This is a genomic window from Rhodococcus sp. IEGM 1341 (assembly GCF_030056895.1).
Classification (GTDB): Bacteria; Actinomycetota; Actinomycetes; order Mycobacteriales; family Mycobacteriaceae; genus Rhodococcoides.
In genome coordinates, this window is sequence record NZ_JASHKV010000005.1 from 1 (window position 1) to 19696 (window position 19696).

Sequence of the window (19696 nt, forward strand, 5' to 3'; positions counted from 1 at the left end):
CCACTCGAGGAGTACAACAAACGACTGCTCGTTGCGACGACCACGTGAACCCGTCACGAGTTTTCGCTCACTTGGGTCGTTCCGCGGGCTCCACTCCTGCTCACGTGCGGCGAAGCCGCTCACAGACGCAGTTGGATCTCGACGAGTAGTCGTGCGTCGGAATCGGTGAGATCGAGGTCAAGGATCTGCTCGACGCGGCGAATGCGGTAGCGCAAGGTGTTCGGGTGAATGTGCAATCGCTCGGCGGCAGCCCGAACGTCGCCGAAGCACGCCAGGTACGTCTCGAGACTCTCGCGCATTCTGGAGTCGTTGGTGGCGTCGTATCGATCGAGGGCGGCGATGCGCGGGTCTCGCAGCTGTTCGTGATTGGTGATCAGTTCCAGGATTTCACCCAGCAACACCGAGGTTCTCGACTCCTCCAGCGTGGTGACCCGCACCTCGCCGGTGGTGCCGTCGAGAACTCGGTCGACCTCGAATCTGGCCACGGCCACGCCCTCGAGGTCGGCGATCGGGGCTGCGACCGCAGCGCGCAACGCCAGCGAGGTACGCGTCTCGATGCGTCCGACGGCGTCGGCGGTCCACCCCGAAATCCCCGTGCCCGACGCAACCACGGGAAACAGTGCGTAGATTCTCTCACCGATGGTGGTGACCAATGAGTCTCGTCGAAAAGCGCTGGCATGCAGTCGAACAGACGGTGCCAGGGCGCTGATCTCGAAGTCTCCGCAGGCCGCGAATCCGACGACAGCCGCGGAACCCGAGGTGGGTATCGACAGCGCAGACGCCAGCGACGGGACGTCGACTCCGCCGCCCCTGGCCCCGAGCAGGCGCTGAATCTGCAGGGCCTCGTTGGTCGGGGCGTTCGCGATGCGGGTGATCAGTCGGGCCGCGACAGCGGAGGCACCGCGCAGTACCGCGTCGGCGTCGGCGGCGAGCGGGAGGGAACCCTGCTGCACCCAGATCGTCCCGAGAGTCGTGGGGCTGCCGGTCATGCGACGAATCCCGACTGCGAGGCGTCGACGAATCTCCAGTTCGGTATCGGCCGGCACGTCGATCACGTCGTCGGTGCGGCGGAGTCGATCGAACACGCCACGCTCGTGCAGTCTGCGCAGATAGTCGGCCGGTCCTTCGCGTCCGAGAATCGACAGGGTGCGCAGCTCGTCGGCCGCGTCGTCGGATGCCGAGTAGGCCAACACGTGTGAGCGCTCGTCCTCGATGCTCACCATGCCCTTCGTCAGCGACGCCACCGTCTGCGCGAGTTCGTAGAGGTCGGTGTCGGCTCCGAACAGTCCGTCGTCGGGGCTCTGGGCTCGGGCCTGATCGAGAACTCCGCGCATCATCGACAGCAACAGCTCCCACCGTGTCTGCTGGTGCACCGCGACCAAGGCGATGCCGGTCTCCCTGGCACCGTGGGACAGCGCGGTCGAGGCGGCGACTTTGGTCAGCACCGCGAGCGGTCGGTCTGCGACCGAGCGCAACGCGAGATCGTCGAACCACCGGATCACATCGGCCTCGGTCACGCCCACCAGCAGCGTCAGATCGGAGGATGTTCCCGGAGGTAGCCGCAGGTCGTCGGAATCGAGCAGCGCGACGGACTCGACGGCCATGTCCGTTCCGACGGGCGCGAGGACGAGTTCGACGACGGCGCTGTGCAGCGAGGTCAGCATCGAACGCAGCGACACCGTATTGGCCATGAGGACAAGTAGATCATGAATTCTTTGGCCGATGAGCTGATTGAACGCGGTGCGGATCGGACTTCAATGAGCAGCACACACCGAAGCCGAGGAGCAGCCATGGACGCCGTCACATCCGTCCCCACCCCCACCAACGAGCCGGTCAACACCTACGCCCCGGGTAGTCCGGAACGCACCCGCTTGCGCAGCCGCCTGACCGAACTGCGTTCCTCCACCGTCGAGATCCATCAGGTCATCGGCGGAGTTCATCGACAGGCCGACGGCCCACGCGAGAACGTCGTCGAACCGCACAAGCACTCGTCGGTCATCGGCAGTTTCGCCGGAGCCGGCCACCAGGATGTGCGCGACGCCATCGACGCCGCGACGGCAGCCGCGCCGATGTGGCGCGATCTTCCCTTCGACGAGCGCGCCGCGGTGTTCCTGCGGGCCGCCGATCTGCTGTCCGGCCCGTGGCGCGAAAGAATCGCTGCTGCAACGATGCTCGGTCAGTCCAAGTCGGCCTACCAGGCGGAGATCGACGCACCCTGCGAGCTCATCGACTTCTGGCGGTTCAACGTCACGTTCGCCCGGCAGATTCTCGCCGAGCAGCCGATATCGGCACCGGGAGTGTGGAATCGCGTCGAATACCGTCCGCTCGAGGGCTTCGTCTACGCCATCACTCCGTTCAACTTCACCGCCATCGCAGGCAACCTGCCCACCGCGCCTGCGTTGATGGGCAACACCGTGCTGTGGAAGCCCTCGCCCACCCAGGCCGTGGCCGCATATCTCACGCTGCAGCTCTTAGAAGCCGCCGGTCTGCCGCCGGGTGTGATCAACCTCGTTCTCGGCGACGGGCCGATGGTGTCCGAAGTCGCCCTTGCCGATCCACGGCTGGCCGGCATCCACTTCACCGGATCCACCGCGACATTCCAGACGCTGTGGCGTCAGGTGGGCAACAACATCTCGAACTACCACTCCTACCCACGGCTCGTCGGCGAGACCGGCGGCAAGGACTTCATCGTCGCCCACAGCTCCGCCGATCCGGATGTGCTGACCACGGCCATGATTCGCGGCGCGTTCGACTTCCAGGGACAGAAGTGCTCGGCAGCATCGCGGGCGTTCGTACCGAAATCGCTGTGGGCTTCGATGGGCGATTCGTTCGTCGAGCAGGTCTCGGCGCTGAAGTACGGTGACGTGACCGACCTCTCCAACTACGGCGGCGCCGTCATCGATCGAAAGGCGTTCGACCGCAATGCAGCTGCCCTCGACCGAGCGAAGTCCGTCCCCGGCTTGACCATTGCTGCAGGCGGAACCTGTGACGACTCGGAGGGCTACTTCGTCTCCCCCACCGTGCTTCTCGGCGACGATCCCACCGACGAGGCCTTCACCACCGAGTACTTCGGCCCCATCCTCGCCGTCCACGTGTACGACGACGCCAGGCCCGACGCCTACGCCGAGATCCTGCGTGTCGTGGACAGTGGCTCGAAGTACGCGTTGACCGGAGCGGTCATCGCCACCGATCGCACGGCCGTCGAACAGGCCCATGCGGCACTGCGATTCGCCGCCGGGAACTTCTACGTCAACGACAAGCCGACCGGCGCGGTGGTGGGACAGCAACCGTTCGGCGGAGCCCGCGCATCGGGCACCAACGACAAGGCGGGTTCACCGCAGAATCTGCTGCGCTGGGCCTCGGCCCGCACCGTGAAGGAAACGTTCGTACCGCCGACCACTCACGGCTACCCGCACCAGGAAGGCGAGGGCACACGATGACCACTCTGCTCAGCAATCCGCTGCGACCGGCGCTGCTGGCGGCGGCGCGTTCGCCGAAACTGCAGGCGACGGTGACGCGGCTGCGCGCCACCCGATCCCTCGTCGACCGCTTTGTCGCGGGTGAATCCGAGCCTGCGGCCGTCAGCGCAGTCGATACCCTGCTGGCGTCGGGCCGGTTCGTCTCGGTGGACTACCTCGGTGAGGACACCACCGACCGCGGCCAGGCGAGAGCAACCGTGGACGCGTATCTGTCACTGATACAACGCTTTTCGACGCGACAGGCCGATGCGACAGCGCTCGAGATATCACTCAAGCTGTCCGCGCTCGGCCAGGGAATCGATCGAACCCTGGCACTGGAGAACGCACGGACCATCTGCGCTGCTGCCACTGCGGCGGGAGTGTGGGTGACGGTGGATGCCGAGGACCACACGACCACCGATTCGACCCTGTCGATCGTCCGCGAACTGCGCGTGGACTTTCCGGATCTGGGCACGGTGCTGCAGGCATATCTGCGACGCACCGAGGCCGACTGCCGGGACCTGTCCGGGCCGAGATCTCGGATCCGCCTGTGCAAAGGTGCGTACAACGAACCGTCGTCGGTGGCGTTTCAGACTGCACGCGAGGTCTCGGACTCGTACCTGAGGTGCCTGCAGGTCTTGATGAACGGTCGCGGCTACCCCATGGTGGCCTCACACGATCCGGAGATGATCGACGCTGCGGAGCAGTTCGCGGCGTCCGCGGGCAGGTCGTCGGAGGAGTTCGAGTTCCAGATGCTGTACGGCATCCGCGATCCCGAGCAGCGCCGACTCGTCGATGCCGGTCGGCACGTTCGCGTGTACGTGCCCTACGGGTCGCAGTGGTACGGCTACTTCATGCGCAGACTGGCCGAGCGTCCGGCGAACCTGATGTTCTTCGCGCGATCGGTGCTCTCGCGCACGTAGCGGGTGCACTCGACAACTCGCTCGCTCACCGCACAAGCGCGCGCGTTTGCCGGCTGCGCGCAGAATCGCGTGGTTTCCGAGGCGATTTCGCGCGCATTCGACGAATGCGCGCGCTTTTGTACACCACCGGAGTCGGCCGCCCTCTCGCCTCGGCGTTCCAGCGTGGATTAGGCCGTGCGACATCGGGGCATCCCGACGTCATGGCAAATTACAGAGTTATCGATCCGCACGGAACCGTCGTCGAGACCAAGGACATCTCCAGTTCGGAGGACGCGCACGCCTGGTTCAAGGACAGCAAGTCGGACAACGAGGAATTGGGATGGCGACTCGAGGTCGAGCACGACGGCGAGTGGGCCTTCTTCAGCGCCTCGGAGGGAACCGAGGACTAGTTCTCCTGGGCTGCAACAACTTCGAACGACCCTGTACATCGGCTGCGCCGTTCTGCAGGGTCGTTCGTTCGGGGACAGGCAACTCGGGGGCAGACGACTCGAGAACGACGAACAGTGGGCAGCCCCGTACTGGAGCTGCCCACCTCTTGTCGCGGCGATGATCGCCGGAGTATTACCGGTCGTTCGAGGGACGAGCCGTCGGAATTGTGGACTCGAGGTCGGCGACCTGGATCAGACGTGAGACCGAGCGTCCTGCGACGATCGACCATGATGCGCCGATGCCGGCCGTGTAGTCACGGACTGCATCGAAAACGGTGAGACCAGCAATGCCGAAGAATTCGACATTGGACAGATCGAGGGTGACATGCCTCTTGCTGGACACGCGGCTGCAGACGAAATCGGAGAACATCGGCGCGCTGCGCATGTCGATGTCGCCGTGGACGGCGACGACGAGTGATCCGTCGGGGCCGTCGTGCGCGGTGAAGATTGCTCCGGTTGCTGCGACGGACACGGACTTCTCCGCGACAGTCACCGGGGTGGTTCGAACTTTGTTGCCTGAAGATTCAACACTCATGGCAGATCCCATCGATCGGTCGAACTGAAGGGGGAAACCGATTGACGCAGCGGGAGCAGAATTTTAGCCTGACCCGGACGCCGACTTCGCTGCGTTTCCCCGTGACCGGCTGTTAGCTCAACCGTGGCCAACCCTACGTTACTCGCACGCTCGGAGTCCAGCATTGGCCAGAACAGGCCACCCACCAGCGGTTCGAACATCGCGCCGGGCGCGGCCCCTACGCGCGACGGCTGTTTCCCAGGTCTGCGTGATGTTCTCGCATAGCGCCGATCAGCGCTTCGAACACCCGATGCGCGGCGGCGAGATCGCCATCGGGGAGGTCCGCCAATGCGGCGCTCGTCCGCTTACCGAGGGGGCCGAAGAATCCGCGAGCGACCTCCATCCCGTGCTCGTCGTACCGCAGAATGACCTTGCGTCGATCGGACGCGTCGGATTCGCGGCGGATGTGCCCGGAGGTGATCATGCGCTCGACGAGGTAGGTCATCGCCGCCGAGGACAGCCCCAGCATGGTGCCCAGTTCCCCCGCCGTCAGCGGCGCACCCTCGACATCGGCGACCATGACGTGCAACAGAGCCCGAAAGTCGTTGGGCCGCAGGCTGTGTTGAGCACCGAACACTTGGCCGATCTGTTCGGAGACCGACGACAGCGCTCGTAGATCCGCGGAAATCGCGGATTCGAGGCGGTTTCGGTCGGCCATGTCGGTGGTAACTCCTTCGCTGCGGTCACCGTCAGACTACTGCCCGCAAGAGATTCAGTTGCTTAATATCTAAGTAAATGAGATTGTTTCTTCGTGGACAGCACTCGTACCGAGAACAAGACCGTCTGGGACCGCGTCGCGGTCGCGGCCACCGGGCGTAGATCCGGGGCGCTGGCGGCAGCGATCTTCATCCTCGCCGTGGCCGTGATGGGGTTGGTCGGCAGCAACGATTCCGCCGACCAATCGCCGAACTCGTTGCCGACGTCGGCCGAGTCCTACCAGGTCGACGAGCTTCTCTCCGAATTCCCGGATTCCGACTCCGCACCGGTGATCCTGGTTCTGAGCCGGGCCGACGGCGGCGACCTGACAGCCGCCGACATCGAGGGCGCAGCTGCCGCACAGAGCAGGCTGCTCGCAGTCGATCGCTCGGTGCCGGACGAGCCCGGCCCGCCCCCGATCGTCGCTCCCGACGGCAAAGCTGCGATCGCGCTGGTCCAGGTCGATTCCGAGTTGTCGGGCTTCACGCTCAACGAACTGATCACCGAACTGCGATCCGCTGCGAGTGACGGCCTCTCTCCCGATCTGATTGCCCAGGTCACCGGCGGACCCGCTTTCGGTGCCGACATCGCGAACTCGTTCTCCGGTGCCAACTTCACGCTTCTGGCCGTCACCGCCCTCGTGGTGGCCGTCCTCCTCATCGTCACCTACCGATCACCCATCCTGTGGTTGGTGCCGTTGGCCGTCATCGGTTTCGCCGACCGATTCGCCACCACCGTCGGCACCGTGCTGGCCCAGGCCACCGGGCTCTCCTTCGACGGTTCGACCTCGGGAATCACCAGTGTGCTGGTGTTCGGCGCAGGCACGAACTACGCCCTGCTGCTCATCTCTCGATACCGCGAGGAACTGCGTCGCGAGTCCGATCATCGCCTCGCCCTGCACCGCGCCGTTCGCCAGGCCGGGCCCGCCATCCTCGCCAGCAACGCAACCGTCGTACTGGCCCTGCTGACCTTGCTCCTCGCGATGCTGCCGAGCACCCGCAGCCTCGGGGCGCTGGCCGCGGCCGGTCTCGTGGTCGCAGCAGTGTTCGTCCTGTTCGTACTGCCGCCTCTACTGAAACTGTGCGGCCCGAAGCTGTTCTGGCCCTTCGTTCCCAAGGAATCGGACCGTGACACCACCACGGAGGGCGTCTGGCACTCGATCGCCGCGGGAGTCGCCCGACGCCCCGTGGCCACCGCCTCGATCACGATCGTCGCACTGCTGGCCTGCTGCGCCGCACTGTTCGGGACTCAGATCGGACTCTCGCAAACCGAGCAGTTCCGTGTCACCGCCGAGTCCGTCGAAGGCTTCGACACTCTCTCCCAGCACTTCCCGGCCGGATCGGCCGACCCTATGACGGTCCTCGCTCCCACCGCCGACATCGACGCAGTCATCAGCACCGCCGAGGGCATCGACGGAGTCGTCTCGGTCGATCGCGTCGCGGATTCCGACACCGGACTCACCCGCCTCTCGGTCGTCACCGATGCGGCTCCCGCATCCGACGAGTCGTTCGCCGTCGTCGAGGACCTCCGCGCCGCACTCACCGGCGTGGACGGAGCAGCGCCCGAGGGTCGTTCCGCAGGCTCCACTCCTGTGGTAGGCGGCAGCGACGCCAAGGCACTCGACACCACCGACGCAGCGGCCCGCGATCGCCTCGTGGTGATTCCCGCGATTCTCGCGGTCGTGCTCGCCGTGCTCCTGGTTCTGTTGCGCGCCCTGGTCGCGCCCCTGATCCTGGTCGCGACAACGGTATTGAGCGCAGTGGCCGCTATCGGGATCGGCAGCTGGGTGAGCCTGCACGTCTTCGGATTCCCCGCCCTCGACGACAACACTCCGCTGTTCGCGTTCCTGTTCCTGGTCGCGCTCGGCGTGGACTACACCATCTTCCTCGTCACTCGCACCCGGGAGGAGACGCCCCGGCACGGCACCAGATCTGCCATCGTGCGGGCGGTTTCGGCCACCGGAGGTGTCATCACGAGCGCGGGAATCGTTCTGGCAGCCGTGTTCTGCGTGCTCGGCGTCCTGCCGCTGATCACCCTGACCCAACTCGGAATCATCGTCGGACTGGGTATTCTGCTCGATACCTTCGTGGTACGCACCGTCGTGATTCCCGCCCTGTTCACCCTCATCGGCCCGGGGATCTGGTGGCCGAACAGGATCGACTCGAACAAGAACACATCCGCAACCCAAGGAGCGAACACATGAAGATCCGCAACGCATTCGGCCGCACCGCACTCGTCGGTGCCCTGGCCGCAGGCGCACTGCTGACCGCGGCCCCCGCTCAGGCGCAGCCGGTCGGACCGCTGGGATCGGTCGGACTCGAGCCGCTGGCTCCGATCCCGTCACTCGATGTCGAGCGCTACCTGGGCACCTGGAACCAGGTCGCCGCGGTGCCGCAGCCCTTCAACCTGATCTGCGCCCGCGACACCCAGGCGAACTACCAGATGATCGACGACGCCAACATCCGCGTCGAGAACACCTGCACCACCTGGACGGGCCAGGAAAACCGCATCGTCGGCAACGCACGAGTCAACGACACCGTCACCAATGCCCAACTGCACGTGAGCTTCCCGGGCGTTCCCACGCAGGAGAGCCAGGAGGGACCGACCAACTACATCGTCGCCTACATCGCCGACGACTACTCGTGGGCGTTCGTCGGAAGCCCAACCCGCACGTCCGGATTCGTGCTCAAGCGCACGCCCGACGTCAGCGTCGAGCAGTTCCGCGAGATCCGCGGCGTCGTCGAATCGCTGGGTTACGACTCGAACTTCATCACCACGACGCCCACCCCGGGCGGCGCGACGACGATTCAGCAGCTCTCGACGGTGTAATGCCTGCGGCAGTGGCGTGGTTGAGCGCCCCCTGGGGCACTCAACCGCACCACTGCGCGGAGCGCACTCAGCTCGCGCTGAGGATCGAGATCGCGAATATCAAGCTGTCGCCCGGCTCGATTCCTGCCGCCGGATTGCCGCTGGCGTAGCCGTCGGCCGAGGTGACCGCAACGGCGACGGTCGAGCCGACGGTCTGTCCGGCGATGGCCTTCTGAAAGCCTGCGACAACTCCGTCGAGCGGGAATTCGACCGGCGCGCCCCGCTCGAAGCTGCTGTCGAACGTTTCCCCTGTGCGTCCGTTGACGCCCATGTAGCAGACGGACACCTCGGCGTCGGCTGCGACGACCGGTCCATCCCCAGCCATCAGCGTTTCGACCTGTGTCTCGCCGACGGCGAACGGTGCGTCGACGGTGACCGCGGGCGCGGCCGTGTCGGTGGATCCGACGACGGCCATGCTGCCGGAGTCCCCGTCCAGCGTCCATTCCGGAATGGCTGCCGCGTCGGGTGCTTCCGTGGGGCAGGTGCTCGAGGCGGCTGGGGCACCGGCGTCCGACGACGCGGAGGACGCGGAAGGTGCCGGGGACGAGGTGTCCTCGTCCGAGCTGCACGCGCCCGTCAGCAGGACGAGCGAGACGGAGGCGGCCAGGAACATGGTGCGGGTGTAGGAGTGATTCACCGCGCCCACGCTACAAGTACCGCCCCCGATGTCCGTCACACTGCGGCGCGGAGTACTTCTGCGACCGGGGTGGACGCTCGACCGATCAGGGCCTGCAGGTCTCCGGAATCGGTGTCGAGCTCGCCGCGGGCAATCCCGGCATCCGCGCTGGCCAGCATGGTTGCCACGAAGTCGGGCAGTCCTGCGCCCTGGAGAATCGCGGCGTATTCAGACTCCGAGACGTCCTTGTAGGCGATCGGCTTGCCGGAGAGTTCGCCGATGACGGCCGCAAGCTCGGCGTAGGTGAGGCGTTCGTCGCCGCCGAGCTCGTAGATCTTTCCGCCTTGATCGTCGAGCGTCAGCACGGCAGCGGCCGCGGCGGCGAAGTCGACGCGAGACGCGGCGGCGAGCTTGCCGTTGCCTGCCGCGCCGAGGAGCACTCCGCTCTCTACGGTCTGGGCGAGCGAACCGAGGTAGTTCTCCCAGTACCAGCCGTTGCGCAGGAACACCGCGGGGATGCCGGACGCGGCGAGGCGCTCCTCGGTGGCCTTGTGCTCGGGCGCGAGGCTTACTCCCGAAGTGTCTGCGGCCAGCAGGCTGGTGTAGGCGATCAGGCCCACTCCGGCGGCCTCCGCTGCCTCGATCACGTTGGTGTGCTGCGCAATTCGCTGACCCACCTCCGAGCCCGAGACGAGCAGAAGCTTGTCGACGCCGGCGAGAGCCGCCGTCATCGCGGTGGAATCGGAGTAGTCGGCGACCCGAACCACGACACCGCGTTCGGCCAGCGGAGCGGCCTTGTCCGCGTTTCGGACGACCGCCACGATGTCGGCGGGTTCGACACCACGCTCGATGAGTGCGTCGACGACGAGTCCGCCGAGATTGCCCGTTGCTCCTGTTACCGCTGTGGTCATGATCGAACTCCTGGAGTCGAGGTGTCGAGTACCCCTTCACTATGCACTTACTTTTCGTGCAGTGCAACCCTTCTAGTTATTACTGACTCTTTGATATGCGCTAGCATGGCGATATGTCCGAGCCCGCAGAATCTCTCGAAGCGTCCGTCTTCGCGCGTGACTGTGCGTCGAGGCAGACATTGCAGAACGCCACCAGCAGGTGGGGCGTGCTCGCCCTCGCCGCCCTCACCGAGGGCGACTATCGATTCAACGCGTTGCGCCGACGCGTCGACGGCGTCAGCGAACGCATGCTCTCGCAGACCCTCCAGACCCTCGAGCGGGACGGTCTCGTGGTTCGCACCGTCCTCGAGACCATTCCACCGAAGGTGGAGTACAGCCTCACCCCGCTGGGACGCGACGTCGGTGCCCGATTGGCCGATCTCATCGAACTGATCGAGGGCAACATGCCTGCCGTCCTCGAGTCACGCGCCGAACACGACGCCCGCTGATCGGCCGGGCTCAGGCGGGAGGCGTCACCAGGCACCACTCGTTGCCCTCGGGATCGAGCAGCACCTGGAAGGTTCCCGCCGCGTCGGAGTGTCGGTCGCCGAGCACCCTCGCACCCAGGGCGACGGCCGACCCGACGGCACGGTCGATATCCGATACGGCGACGTCGAGGTGGAGCCGATTCTTACCCGCTTTGCTCTCCGGGACTCGCTGAAATGCCAGCCGAGTGAACCCGGGGACGTCGACGAAGTGCCAGGCGGCGTCACGCACCATCGGCTTTCCGCCGAGTATCGCGGCCCAGAATTGCGCCAGCGATGCCGGGTCCGTGCAGTCGAAAACGACCTCGTCGATGCGTCCGATCACGGTCCGATCCTAGAGGCCGCGAACACCCACCAGCGCGTTATTTCAGCGTGATACTACCGAGACGTTTCCGTGATGATGCCGAACCCGTGCCGCGTTCGGACCCGTCTAGACTCGACTCCAGGGCGTGCGGGTCCTGCGCAACATCGGCCCGACGACCGACACGCTCGGCACACCGGTGCCGACGCACTGATCTGGGGAGGCATTCACCATGTTCCACACCAAGAGGATTGTCGGCGGGGCGGCAGCATTCGGATTCGCGTGTGCATTCGCGGCACTGGTACCCGGCACCGCATCCGCAGCACCGGTCGCCTGCACCACCGCACCCGGAGGGGCCGATGTCGCTGCGCTCGTCGGAGGATCGCAGTGCGACAGCTCCGCCGACGTCGCGAGTGCGGCGGCCGGCCTCGGCCTCGAGGGCTGGGGTTCGGCCGAGGCGATGAACAACGCAGCCGCCCTTGCACTGGGACTGAACGGTGGAACTGCAGTGAGCAACGGCAGTTTCGGTGGCGCGCCTGCAGCGATCGCCTTCGGCCCCGGTGCCGTCGCACAGAACACCGCAGCCGGTCTCGGGCTCTCCATCGCGGTGGCAGCACCGGGCTCCACCATCACCCTCACCCCGAACGGCGCGGTGTGCAACGGTGCCGGAATCGCGGGCAGCTTCACCACCCTGCAGGGCTGCATCGGCTGACGTGCGCCACGGGGGTGCGAGTGGGCGATATGGATGTCACCGAAGGCTGTGTGATCTACAGTCTCAGTGACCGGCAGTCTCGGTCACCCACAATCTCGGAACGCGAGTCGGAAACGGCACGCTGAACAAGGAGTTCGACGGCAATGATGTCCTACCTGCTCTACGACGTTCTGCTCCCCCAACTCGGCCACGACGTCGCGTCGTACTGGGCACACCTGCTGGTTGTCGCCCCGATCTGAGTTCTTTCGACCCGTCACGACGAAGACATCCCCGCTCGGCCTTCTCGGCCGGGCGGGGATGTCTCGTTCGAAACCGGAATCGAATCAGACCGGCTGGGGCAACAGTCGGGTCAACACATCCGACAGGGTCACGACGCCGACGCTGCGAGCCGGATCGTCCGCCGCCGCCGAACCGTCGACCACCAGTGCCAGGTGATGCCGGGTCTCGCGCATCGACTGCAGGGCAACGTACACCGGCGTCGTCGCCTCGAGCGTGTATGCCGGACGCGTGATCTCGGCGAGGGTCTGCGGAGCGGTCAACGTGTCGCGCACGTGCACCACGCCCTTGACCACGTCCGCGTCGCTGACCAGGATCCGCAGATGTCCCGAGCGACGTGAGGCCTCGCGCACGTCGTCGATCGTCGCTGTGGACGGTACCGACGTGGGCTTGCCGAACTGACGCACCAGGTCACCGACGGTCAACTCCTGCAGTTCCAGCGCACTGGAAATCTGCGCCTGATAGCTGGCATCGAGGGCACCGACGTTCACCGAATGTTCCACCAGCTGCCGAAGGTCGTCCGCGTTCTGGCCCGTACCAACGGTGTCGGCCGGCTCGACGCCGACCCGCCGCAGGCACCAGTTCGCCATGTTGTTCAGTGCCGTCAGCACCGGACGGGTGAGAAACATGAACGCGCGCATAGGGATTGCGAGCATCGTCGCGGACTTCTCCGGATGGGCGATGGCCCAGGACTTCGGAGCCATCTCACCGACCACCAGGTGCAGGAAGGTGACGATGATCAGCGCGAGCACGAAACCGAGGACGTCGGCGAACCAGTACGGCAGGCCGCCGCTCTCGAACAGGGGCGTGAGCCAGTAGTGCACGGCCGGCTTCGTCGTCGCACCGAGACCGAGGGTGCAGACGGTGATGCCGAGCTGGGAGCCGGCGAGCAGAACCGTCAGCTCGGACGAGCTGCGCAGCGCCGCACGAGCGGAACGTGAATTGGGTGCCGCGTCTTCGAGCCGATGCCGCTTGGCGGCCAACAGCGCGAACTCGACGGCCACGAAGAAGGCACTGGCAGCGATGAGGCCGATCGTGACGGCCAGGAAAATCCAGATGTTGCTCATCGGTGCACACTTTCCTTCGACTCGGCCGACTCGTCGTCGTGTTCGGGGTCACGCTCGCCGAGCGTCAGAGTCAGCAGGGACGGGACGTGGCTGTCGATCTCCTCGATCTCGAGGATGACGAAACGAACGGGACTCTCCTCGTCGTTCGCCAGATCGGCGTTGTCCGGTGGTAGGTCCACTTCGATCCGTTCCCCGACATCGGGGAGAGATCCGTTGTGCGCGATGGCGAAACCGGCAATGGTCTCGTAGTCACCCTCGGGCAGATCGATGCCGATGGCACGTTCGACCTCGTCGACGTGCACCTCGCCGGCCATGGTCCAGCTGCCGTCGTCGGCACTGACCGGGCTCGGATCGGACAGGTCGTCGTCGTGCTCGTCGGTGATCTCGCCGACCAGCTCCTCGGCCAGGTCCTCGATCGTGATGACGCCGGTCAGACCGCCGTATTCGTCGATCACACAAGCCAATTGGTTCTTGGTCGAGCGCAACTCGCGCATCGCGTCGGGCAGGGTCTGGATCTCCGGGAGGATCAGCGCGTCACGCGTGAGCTCGGAGATCGGTCTGGAACCCGGCACCGTCGCGGACAGGACGTCCGCGAGATGGACGACGCCGACGATACCGTCGTCCTCGTCGAGCACCGGATACCTCGAGTGCTCCTGCCCCATCAGGGCAGCGACCTCGCTGAGAGTGTCGGTGTCTCGGACCGTCGCCGATCGCGAGCGCGGGATCATCGCGTGTTCGACTGTGCGAGTGGGGAAGTCGAGGATTCGATCGAGCAGCGTCGACAATTCGTCGGGCAGATCGCCGGTCTCGCGGGAATCCGAGACGATGTGCTCGAGGTCGCGCAGGCTCGCCGAGTGCTCCACGTCGTGCACCGGCTCGATCTTGAGAGCCTTGAGCAACAGGTTCGACGACTGGTCGAAGATGGTGATCAACCACCCGAAGAGCTTGAGGTAGATGGTCGTCGACAGCGAAAGCCATCGAGCCACCGGCTCGGGGCGGGCGATGGCGAAATTCTTCGGGAACAGTTCACCGAAGAGCATCTGCACGAACGTCGCGAACGTGATGGCCAGAACGGCACCGAGGCCGACACCGACGGCCGTCGGAACTCCGACGCCGCCCAGTATCGCGCCGAAGGACTGACCGATCAGCGGTTCGGCGACATAGCCGACCAGCAGGCCGGTGACCGTGATGCCCAGCTGCGCGCCGGACAGCATGAAGGACGTGCGCTTGGTGACGGTCAGGGTACGAGCGGCGACGGCGTCACCGGCCTCGGCACGTGCCTTGAGCCGGGACCGGTCGACGGTCATGTACGCGAATTCCTGAGCTACGAAGTAGCCGGTCGCGACGGTGATGAGGAAAACGACGAGCAGGCCGAGCAGAAGAGTGAGCAGAACGCTCATTCGCCGGACACCGCCTCGCACGTAGTAGCTGTGGTGCGGGGGGCCGTGTCCGGCCCGGGTTTATCGCTGTCCATGATTCCTCGAGGTTGTAAGGGTGAAGTTTGTCCGATACTACCGGGTCGAAGTCAGTGTCGGGTCACGGTGCCTTCACGACCAGGACGGGAACCGGGCAGTCCAGCAACACTCGCTGCACGGTGCTGCCCATCAGGAACTTGCCCACCGCGGAGCGACGCTTGGAGCCGATGACGACCAGGCCCGCACCGACGTCTGCGACAAGATCGACCAGCGCGCCGGCCGGGTCGCCGCCGTCGGGCTCGACGCGCACGGTGGTGGCAGTTCCGGGAAGGGTTTTCTCCACCTCGGCCTGCGCTGCCGCGCGGTCCTCTGCCGATACGGAATCGCGGTCCACCACGGACAACACGATCAGCTCGGCCTGACGCAGCTCGGCCTCGGCGGCACCGCGGCGCAACGCTTCCTGCCCCTCCGGTGTGTTGCTCATCGCTACTGCCACTGCGCTCGCTACCGACACGTTCTCTCCCGTTGCTCGTTGCTCGTCTTCACCGAGGATCACCCTCGGGGATTTGTGAACTGGACTAATCAGACAAACTGTATCTAACCTGACGCTGTGACACCCCACACGAAAGGTCTCTGATGGCGATATCGCCCACACTGCTACGAACGGCCGGAGCCTTGGTGGTGGTGGGAGCAGTCACCGTTGCCGGAATCGACGCCGCTCGCAGTGCCAGCGGATCCGACGCCCGAGCCAAATTGACACTGATCGCACCGGCCGCCGCGGGCGGAGGCTGGGATCTGGTCGCCCGCGAATCGCAACAGGCGCTACGTAGCGACGGCATCGTCAACAACGCTCAGGTCGTCAATGTCCCCGGTGCCGGCGGCACTATCGGCCTGAGCCAACTCGACAACCTCAGCGGTCAGCCCACCACCGTCATGATCACCGGAACCGTCATGCTCGGCGGCATCGCGATCAACAACTCCGAGACCACACTGGCCGACACCGTCCCGATCGCCAAGCTCGCCGAGGACTTCGAGGTCTTCGTGGTGCCCAAGGATTCACCCATCCAGAATCTCGAGGACATGATCGAGGCATGGCGGGCCAATCCCGGTGGACTACCGATCGGCGGCGGCTCCCTCGGCGGAATCGACCACATCGTCGCGGGTCAGTTGGCGCAGGAAGCCGACATCGACCCGGCCGCAATCAATTACATCGCCTACTCCGGAGGCGGCGAAGTCCTGACGTCGCTGCTGTCGAACACCGTCGGCGTCGCGGTCAGTGGCTTCAACGACTTCCGCGACCAGATCGAGGCAGGCAACGTACGCGCACTCGCCGTCGCCGCGCCCGAGCCGCTCGAGGGATTCGACGTGGAGACGTTCATCGAACAGGGCTACAACGTCGACCTGGTGAACTGGCGTGGAATCGTTGCGCCCCCGGGGATCTCGGACGAGGACCGGCAGACTCTCGTCGACATCGTCACCGAGATGGTCGAAACCGAGCAGTGGGCCACGGCCGTCGAACGCAACCGTTGGAAGGAATCGGTGCTGACCGGAGACGAATTCGGCGAATTCCTCGAGGTCGAGCAGACACGGATCACCGGAATTCTCGAGGAATTGGGGCTGGTATGACAACGACGACCACAGACACCGACACGGGTACGTCCCGGTCGTTCTGGACCGGCCGCAGCGGCCTGATCGTTCCGGCACTGCTCGTTGCACTGGGAGTGTTCCTGGTCTACGGAACCGTCACGATGGATGTTCCGTCCACCGCCACCTCGCCTGGCCCACAGGTCTTTCCGGCCATCGTCGCCGGCGGTTGCTTCGTCGTCGCCCTGTTGGTCACAATTCAGTTGATGGTCAAGCCCGACGTGATCGACCGCGGGGTCGACGCCGACGGAAAGCCGCACACCGGCACCGTCAGCAACTGGCGAACCCTGTCGATCACCGTCGGATCGGTGGCATTGTTCATCGCCCTGCTCGACCCGCTCGGCTGGGTCCTGGCCGGCGCGCTGCTGTTCTGGGGCGTGTCGGTCGGATTGGGCGGTCGCCGTTACGTGTTCGACGCGGCAGTCGCACTGCTGGTCTCGAGCACGATTCAGATCGCATTCTCCGCTGGCCTCGGGCTGACCCTGCCCGGCGGCGTCCTCGCCCAAATCTTCTGACGGAGCTGAACTTCTGATGGATTCATTGAGCAATCTCATCGACGGATTCGGCACCGCGCTGACTCCGATGAACCTCGTCTGGGTGTTCGTCGGCGCGCTGCTCGGAACCGCCGTGGGCGTCCTGCCCGGTCTCGGCTCCGCCATGGCCGTGGCCCTGCTGCTGCCCGTCACCTTCACCCTGGACCCGACCGCCGCGTTGATCATGTTCGCCGGAGTGTATTTCGGCGGCCTGTTCGGCGATTCCATCTCGGGCATTCTGATGAACACCCCCGGCAACAGCACTGCGATCGCAGGCACGTTCGAGGGCCATCGAATGGCCAAGAACGGCCGCGCCCCACAGGCTTTGGCCACCTCGGCGATCGGCGCGTTCATCGGCGGTATCGTCGCGACCACCCTGGTGGTGTTCTTCGCCCCGACGCTCGCCGCCTTGGCGAGCAACTTCGGTCCCGCCGAATATCTCGCCCTCGCGGTGTTCGCGTTCATCGCCACCTCGGCGGTGGTCTCGGACTCCGCACTCAAGGGCCTGACCGCACTGCTGATCGGCCTCACCCTCGCCGTCATCGGTATCGACGGCCCTTCGGGCGCTTCACGATTCACGTTCGAGGTCCCTGCCCTGTTCGACGGCATCCACATCGTCGTCATCACCGTCGCGATGCTCGCCCTCGGTGAGGTCATCCACATCGCGTCGAAGATCGGTCGACCCGAGGACCGTTCGCTGATCAAGTCGCAGGGACGACCGTGGCTGAGCAAGGCAGAGTTCCGCGATGCGTTGCCGGCATGGATGCGCGGCACGGCATTCGGTGTGCCGTTCGGTGTGATCCCCGCAGGTGGTGCCGAAGTGCCGAGCTTCCTGGCCTACGGCACCGAGCGCAGGCTCGATCGCAAACGCGAGAAGCCGATGTTCGGCAAGGGTGCCATTCGAGGCGTCGCGGGTCCCGAGGCCGCCGGAAACTCCACGGCCGGAACGGCAATGGGAGCATTGCTGGCTCTGGGTCTGCCCACGTCGGCGACGGCCGCGATCATGCTGGCGGCCTTCCAGCAGTACGGCATGCAACCCGGGCCCCTGCTCTTCGAGCGCAGCGGCGACATCGTCTGGGCCCTGCTGGCCAGCCTGTTCGTGGCCATGATCGTGCTGTTGATCCTCAACCTGCCGTTCGCACCACTGTGGGCGCAGCTTTTGAAGATCCCGAAGAACTACCTCTACGCCGGTATTTCGGTGTTCGCAGCCCTTGGCGTCTACGCGTCGAGTGCGTCGATCGTGGACCTGATCTTCATGCTCGGACTCGGCATCGTCGGATTCATGATGCGACGCTACGAAATTCCGCTCGCACCGGTGCTCATCGCGGTGATCCTCGGCCCGCTCGCCGAGGAATCACTGCGACGCGCACTGGCCGTCAGCGAAGGAGATCCGTCGATTCTGATCAGCAGCGGCATCACCATCGTGCTCTACGCACTGATGGTCATCGCTGTGGTGTTCTCGATCGTCAGCAAGATCCGCGCCCGTAAAACCGCAGACTTCTGAGTGCGCTCCGCGCAGTGGTGTGTTCGAGTCCCCTACGGGGCACTCGAACACACCACTGCGCATCGGGTCGTTCCGCAGGCTCCACTCCTGCCGCTAGGCACTCGTCAGTGCTGCAAGGCCGGGTAATCCGTGTAGCCCTCGGCACCATCGGTGTAGAAGGTGCTCGGATCGGGCTCGTTCAACGGCAGATCCTCGCGCCAGCGGTAGGCGAGGTCGGGGTTGGCGATCGCCGGACGGCCGACGACAACTGCGTCGCCGATTCCGTTGTCGAGGAGTGAGAGCGCCTCGTCGCGGGTGGTGATCTCACCGAAGCCACTGTTGACGAGCACCGGGCCGCCGAAGGCCTGTCGCAGATCCTGGACCAGCTCGCCCGACGGATCCTTGTGCAGCACACTGAGGTACGCCAATCCCAGGGGTGCAATTCGATCGACCAATGCGCGGTAGGTTGCGCGCACGTCATCGGCGTCCGTCTCGAGCGCGTCCTGGATGTTGTGCTCGGGTGAAATGCGAATTCCGACCTTGCCCGCTCCGAGAGCGGCGACCACTGCTTCCACGACCTCGGCCACGAAGCGCGCCCGATTCTCCGGCGAGCCGCCGTACGAGTCGTCGCGCTGGTTCGAGGCGGGCGAAAGGAATTCGTGCAACAGATAGCCGTTTGCACCGTGAATCTCGACGCCGTCCATTCCGGCGGCGATCGCGTTCTTCGACGCCTGCACGAACTCGGCGATCACCGAGGGCAGCTCGTCCTCGCGCAGCGCACGCGGGGTGGGGTACGCCTTCTTGCCCTCGTAGGTGTGGGTCTCGCCCTCGATGGCAATTGCACTGGGCCCGACGACCTCGCGGCCACCCGTCGTCGCCTCGTGGGTCACGCGACCGGCGTGCATCACCTGCGCGAAGATCCGTCCGCCGTCGGCGTGCACTGCATCGGCGACGTTGCGCCAGCCCTCGATTTGCTCGTCGGTGACCAGACCGGGCTGACCGGGAAAGCCCTGGCCCGCATGGCTGGGGTACGTACCTTCACTGACGATCAGACCCAGGGATGCACGCTGCTTGTAGTGCTCGACCACCAGCGGGCCCGGTACACCGTCCTGGCCGGAGCGCGTCCGCGTGAGCGGGGCCATCACCAGCCGGTTGTCGAGCTTCAGGTCACCGAGCGCCAACGGGGTAAACAACTTCATGGATCTCTCTCCTCACGAGTGCGTGCACAATCTTTGCCACTGTCCACTCCGAACTCGAAAGATCCACC

Annotated in this window: 20 protein-coding genes; 10 read left to right on the top strand and 10 right to left on the bottom strand. The window is 65.4% G+C overall.

Features of this window, described 5'->3' with window-relative positions:
• Positions 1-119: 119 nt before the first annotated feature.
• Positions 120-1691: a PucR family transcriptional regulator gene (locus QM615_RS13010; protein WP_149404959.1), complete on the bottom strand. Its 1572-nt coding sequence runs from the start codon at positions 1689-1691 to the stop codon at positions 120-122.
• Between the two features lie 99 nt (positions 1692-1790).
• On the opposite strand from QM615_RS13010, the gene pruA reads away from it, so the two are divergent.
• From pruA to QM615_RS13025, 3 genes are all read left to right on the top strand, one after another.
• Positions 1791-3440 (top strand): L-glutamate gamma-semialdehyde dehydrogenase, encoded by a 1650-nt coding sequence (gene pruA, locus QM615_RS13015; protein WP_149404958.1) that lies wholly within the window; start codon positions 1791-1793, stop codon positions 3438-3440.
• The gene (locus tag QM615_RS13020) at positions 3437-4381 is read left to right on the top strand and encodes a proline dehydrogenase family protein (RefSeq protein ID WP_149404957.1); all 945 of its coding nucleotides are present in this window, start codon (positions 3437-3439) and stop codon (positions 4379-4381) included. The genes pruA and QM615_RS13020 overlap by 4 nt, the downstream gene beginning before the upstream one ends.
• A gap of 200 nt (positions 4382-4581) precedes the next feature.
• Positions 4582-4770: a hypothetical protein gene (locus tag QM615_RS13025; protein WP_094639319.1), complete on the top strand. Its 189-nt coding sequence runs from the start codon at positions 4582-4584 to the stop codon at positions 4768-4770.
• 172 nt (positions 4771-4942) lie between these two features.
• Here QM615_RS13025 and QM615_RS13030 read toward each other — a convergent pair whose 3' ends face one another.
• The gene (locus QM615_RS13030; protein ID WP_231893846.1) at positions 4943-5281 is read right to left on the bottom strand and encodes an STAS domain-containing protein; all 339 of its coding nucleotides are present in this window, start codon (positions 5279-5281) and stop codon (positions 4943-4945) included.
• A 280-nt stretch (positions 5282-5561) separates the two neighbouring features.
• A complete protein-coding gene (locus QM615_RS13035; RefSeq protein WP_149404956.1) occupies positions 5562-6041 on the bottom strand; it encodes a MarR family winged helix-turn-helix transcriptional regulator in 480 nt (159 codons plus the stop codon).
• Positions 6042-6248: 207 nt separating this feature from the next.
• Here QM615_RS13035 and QM615_RS13040 point away from each other — a divergent pair, with 207 nt between their 5' ends.
• Positions 6249-8282 carry an MMPL family transporter gene (locus tag QM615_RS13040; RefSeq protein ID WP_188078586.1) on the top strand — a complete coding sequence of 678 codons (2034 nt, stop codon included), beginning with the start codon at positions 6249-6251 and terminating at the stop codon, positions 8280-8282.
• Positions 8279-8908, top strand: a complete 630-nt coding sequence (locus QM615_RS13045) for a lipocalin family protein (RefSeq protein WP_149404955.1) — start codon at positions 8279-8281, stop codon at positions 8906-8908. Before QM615_RS13040 ends, QM615_RS13045 begins: the two co-directional genes overlap by 4 nt.
• A 67-nt stretch (positions 8909-8975) precedes the next feature.
• Here QM615_RS13045 and QM615_RS13050 read toward each other — a convergent pair whose 3' ends face one another.
• Both QM615_RS13050 and QM615_RS13055 read right to left on the bottom strand, forming a co-directional pair.
• Positions 8976-9560, bottom strand: coding sequence for an FKBP-type peptidyl-prolyl cis-trans isomerase (locus tag QM615_RS13050; protein ID WP_149405575.1), 585 nt, complete (start codon positions 9558-9560; stop codon positions 8976-8978).
• 59 nt (positions 9561-9619) lie between these two features.
• Positions 9620-10474 (bottom strand): SDR family oxidoreductase, encoded by an 855-nt coding sequence (locus QM615_RS13055; protein ID WP_149404954.1) that lies wholly within the window; start codon positions 10472-10474, stop codon positions 9620-9622.
• A 113-nt stretch (positions 10475-10587) separates the two neighbouring features.
• On the opposite strand from QM615_RS13055, the gene QM615_RS13060 reads away from it, so the two are divergent.
• On the top strand, positions 10588-10962 hold the full coding sequence (locus tag QM615_RS13060; protein WP_149404953.1) for a winged helix-turn-helix transcriptional regulator: 375 nt from the start codon (positions 10588-10590) through the stop codon (positions 10960-10962).
• Between the two features lie 10 nt (positions 10963-10972).
• Here the strand turns inward: QM615_RS13060 and QM615_RS13065 are convergent, their stop codons facing one another.
• Positions 10973-11323 (bottom strand): VOC family protein, encoded by a 351-nt coding sequence (locus QM615_RS13065; RefSeq protein ID WP_149404952.1) that lies wholly within the window; start codon positions 11321-11323, stop codon positions 10973-10975.
• A gap of 208 nt (positions 11324-11531) precedes the next feature.
• Between QM615_RS13065 and QM615_RS13070 the strand changes: the two genes are divergently transcribed.
• Positions 11532-12011: a DUF6764 family protein gene (locus QM615_RS13070; protein WP_068055767.1), complete on the top strand. Its 480-nt coding sequence runs from the start codon at positions 11532-11534 to the stop codon at positions 12009-12011.
• A 323-nt stretch (positions 12012-12334) separates the two neighbouring features.
• Here the strand turns inward: QM615_RS13070 and QM615_RS13075 are convergent, their stop codons facing one another.
• From QM615_RS13075 to QM615_RS13085, 3 genes are all read right to left on the bottom strand, one after another.
• Positions 12335-13354: a hemolysin family protein gene (locus tag QM615_RS13075; RefSeq protein ID WP_068055764.1), complete on the bottom strand. Its 1020-nt coding sequence runs from the start codon at positions 13352-13354 to the stop codon at positions 12335-12337.
• Positions 13351-14754 carry a hemolysin family protein gene (locus tag QM615_RS13080; protein ID WP_149404951.1) on the bottom strand — a complete coding sequence of 468 codons (1404 nt, stop codon included), beginning with the start codon at positions 14752-14754 and terminating at the stop codon, positions 13351-13353. Before QM615_RS13080 ends, QM615_RS13075 begins: the two co-directional genes overlap by 4 nt.
• Positions 14755-14890: 136 nt before the next feature.
• Positions 14891-15283, bottom strand: coding sequence for a universal stress protein (locus tag QM615_RS13085; protein ID WP_262498235.1), 393 nt, complete (start codon positions 15281-15283; stop codon positions 14891-14893).
• 122 nt (positions 15284-15405) lie between these two features.
• On the opposite strand from QM615_RS13085, the gene QM615_RS13090 reads away from it, so the two are divergent.
• The 3 genes from QM615_RS13090 to QM615_RS13100 are packed head-to-tail and all read left to right on the top strand — an operon-like array spanning position 15406 to position 18450.
• Positions 15406-16395, top strand: coding sequence for a Bug family tripartite tricarboxylate transporter substrate binding protein (locus QM615_RS13090; RefSeq protein ID WP_149404950.1), 990 nt, complete (start codon positions 15406-15408; stop codon positions 16393-16395).
• Positions 16392-16928: a tripartite tricarboxylate transporter TctB family protein gene (locus QM615_RS13095; protein WP_094639255.1), complete on the top strand. Its 537-nt coding sequence runs from the start codon at positions 16392-16394 to the stop codon at positions 16926-16928. The genes QM615_RS13090 and QM615_RS13095 overlap by 4 nt, the downstream gene beginning before the upstream one ends.
• A gap of 16 nt (positions 16929-16944) precedes the next feature.
• Positions 16945-18450, top strand: coding sequence for a tripartite tricarboxylate transporter permease (locus QM615_RS13100; protein WP_149404949.1), 1506 nt, complete (start codon positions 16945-16947; stop codon positions 18448-18450).
• Between the two features lie 104 nt (positions 18451-18554).
• Here the strand turns inward: QM615_RS13100 and QM615_RS13105 are convergent, their stop codons facing one another.
• Positions 18555-19628 carry an alkene reductase gene (locus QM615_RS13105; protein ID WP_149404948.1) on the bottom strand — a complete coding sequence of 358 codons (1074 nt, stop codon included), beginning with the start codon at positions 19626-19628 and terminating at the stop codon, positions 18555-18557.
• Positions 19629-19696: the final 68 nt, after the last annotated feature.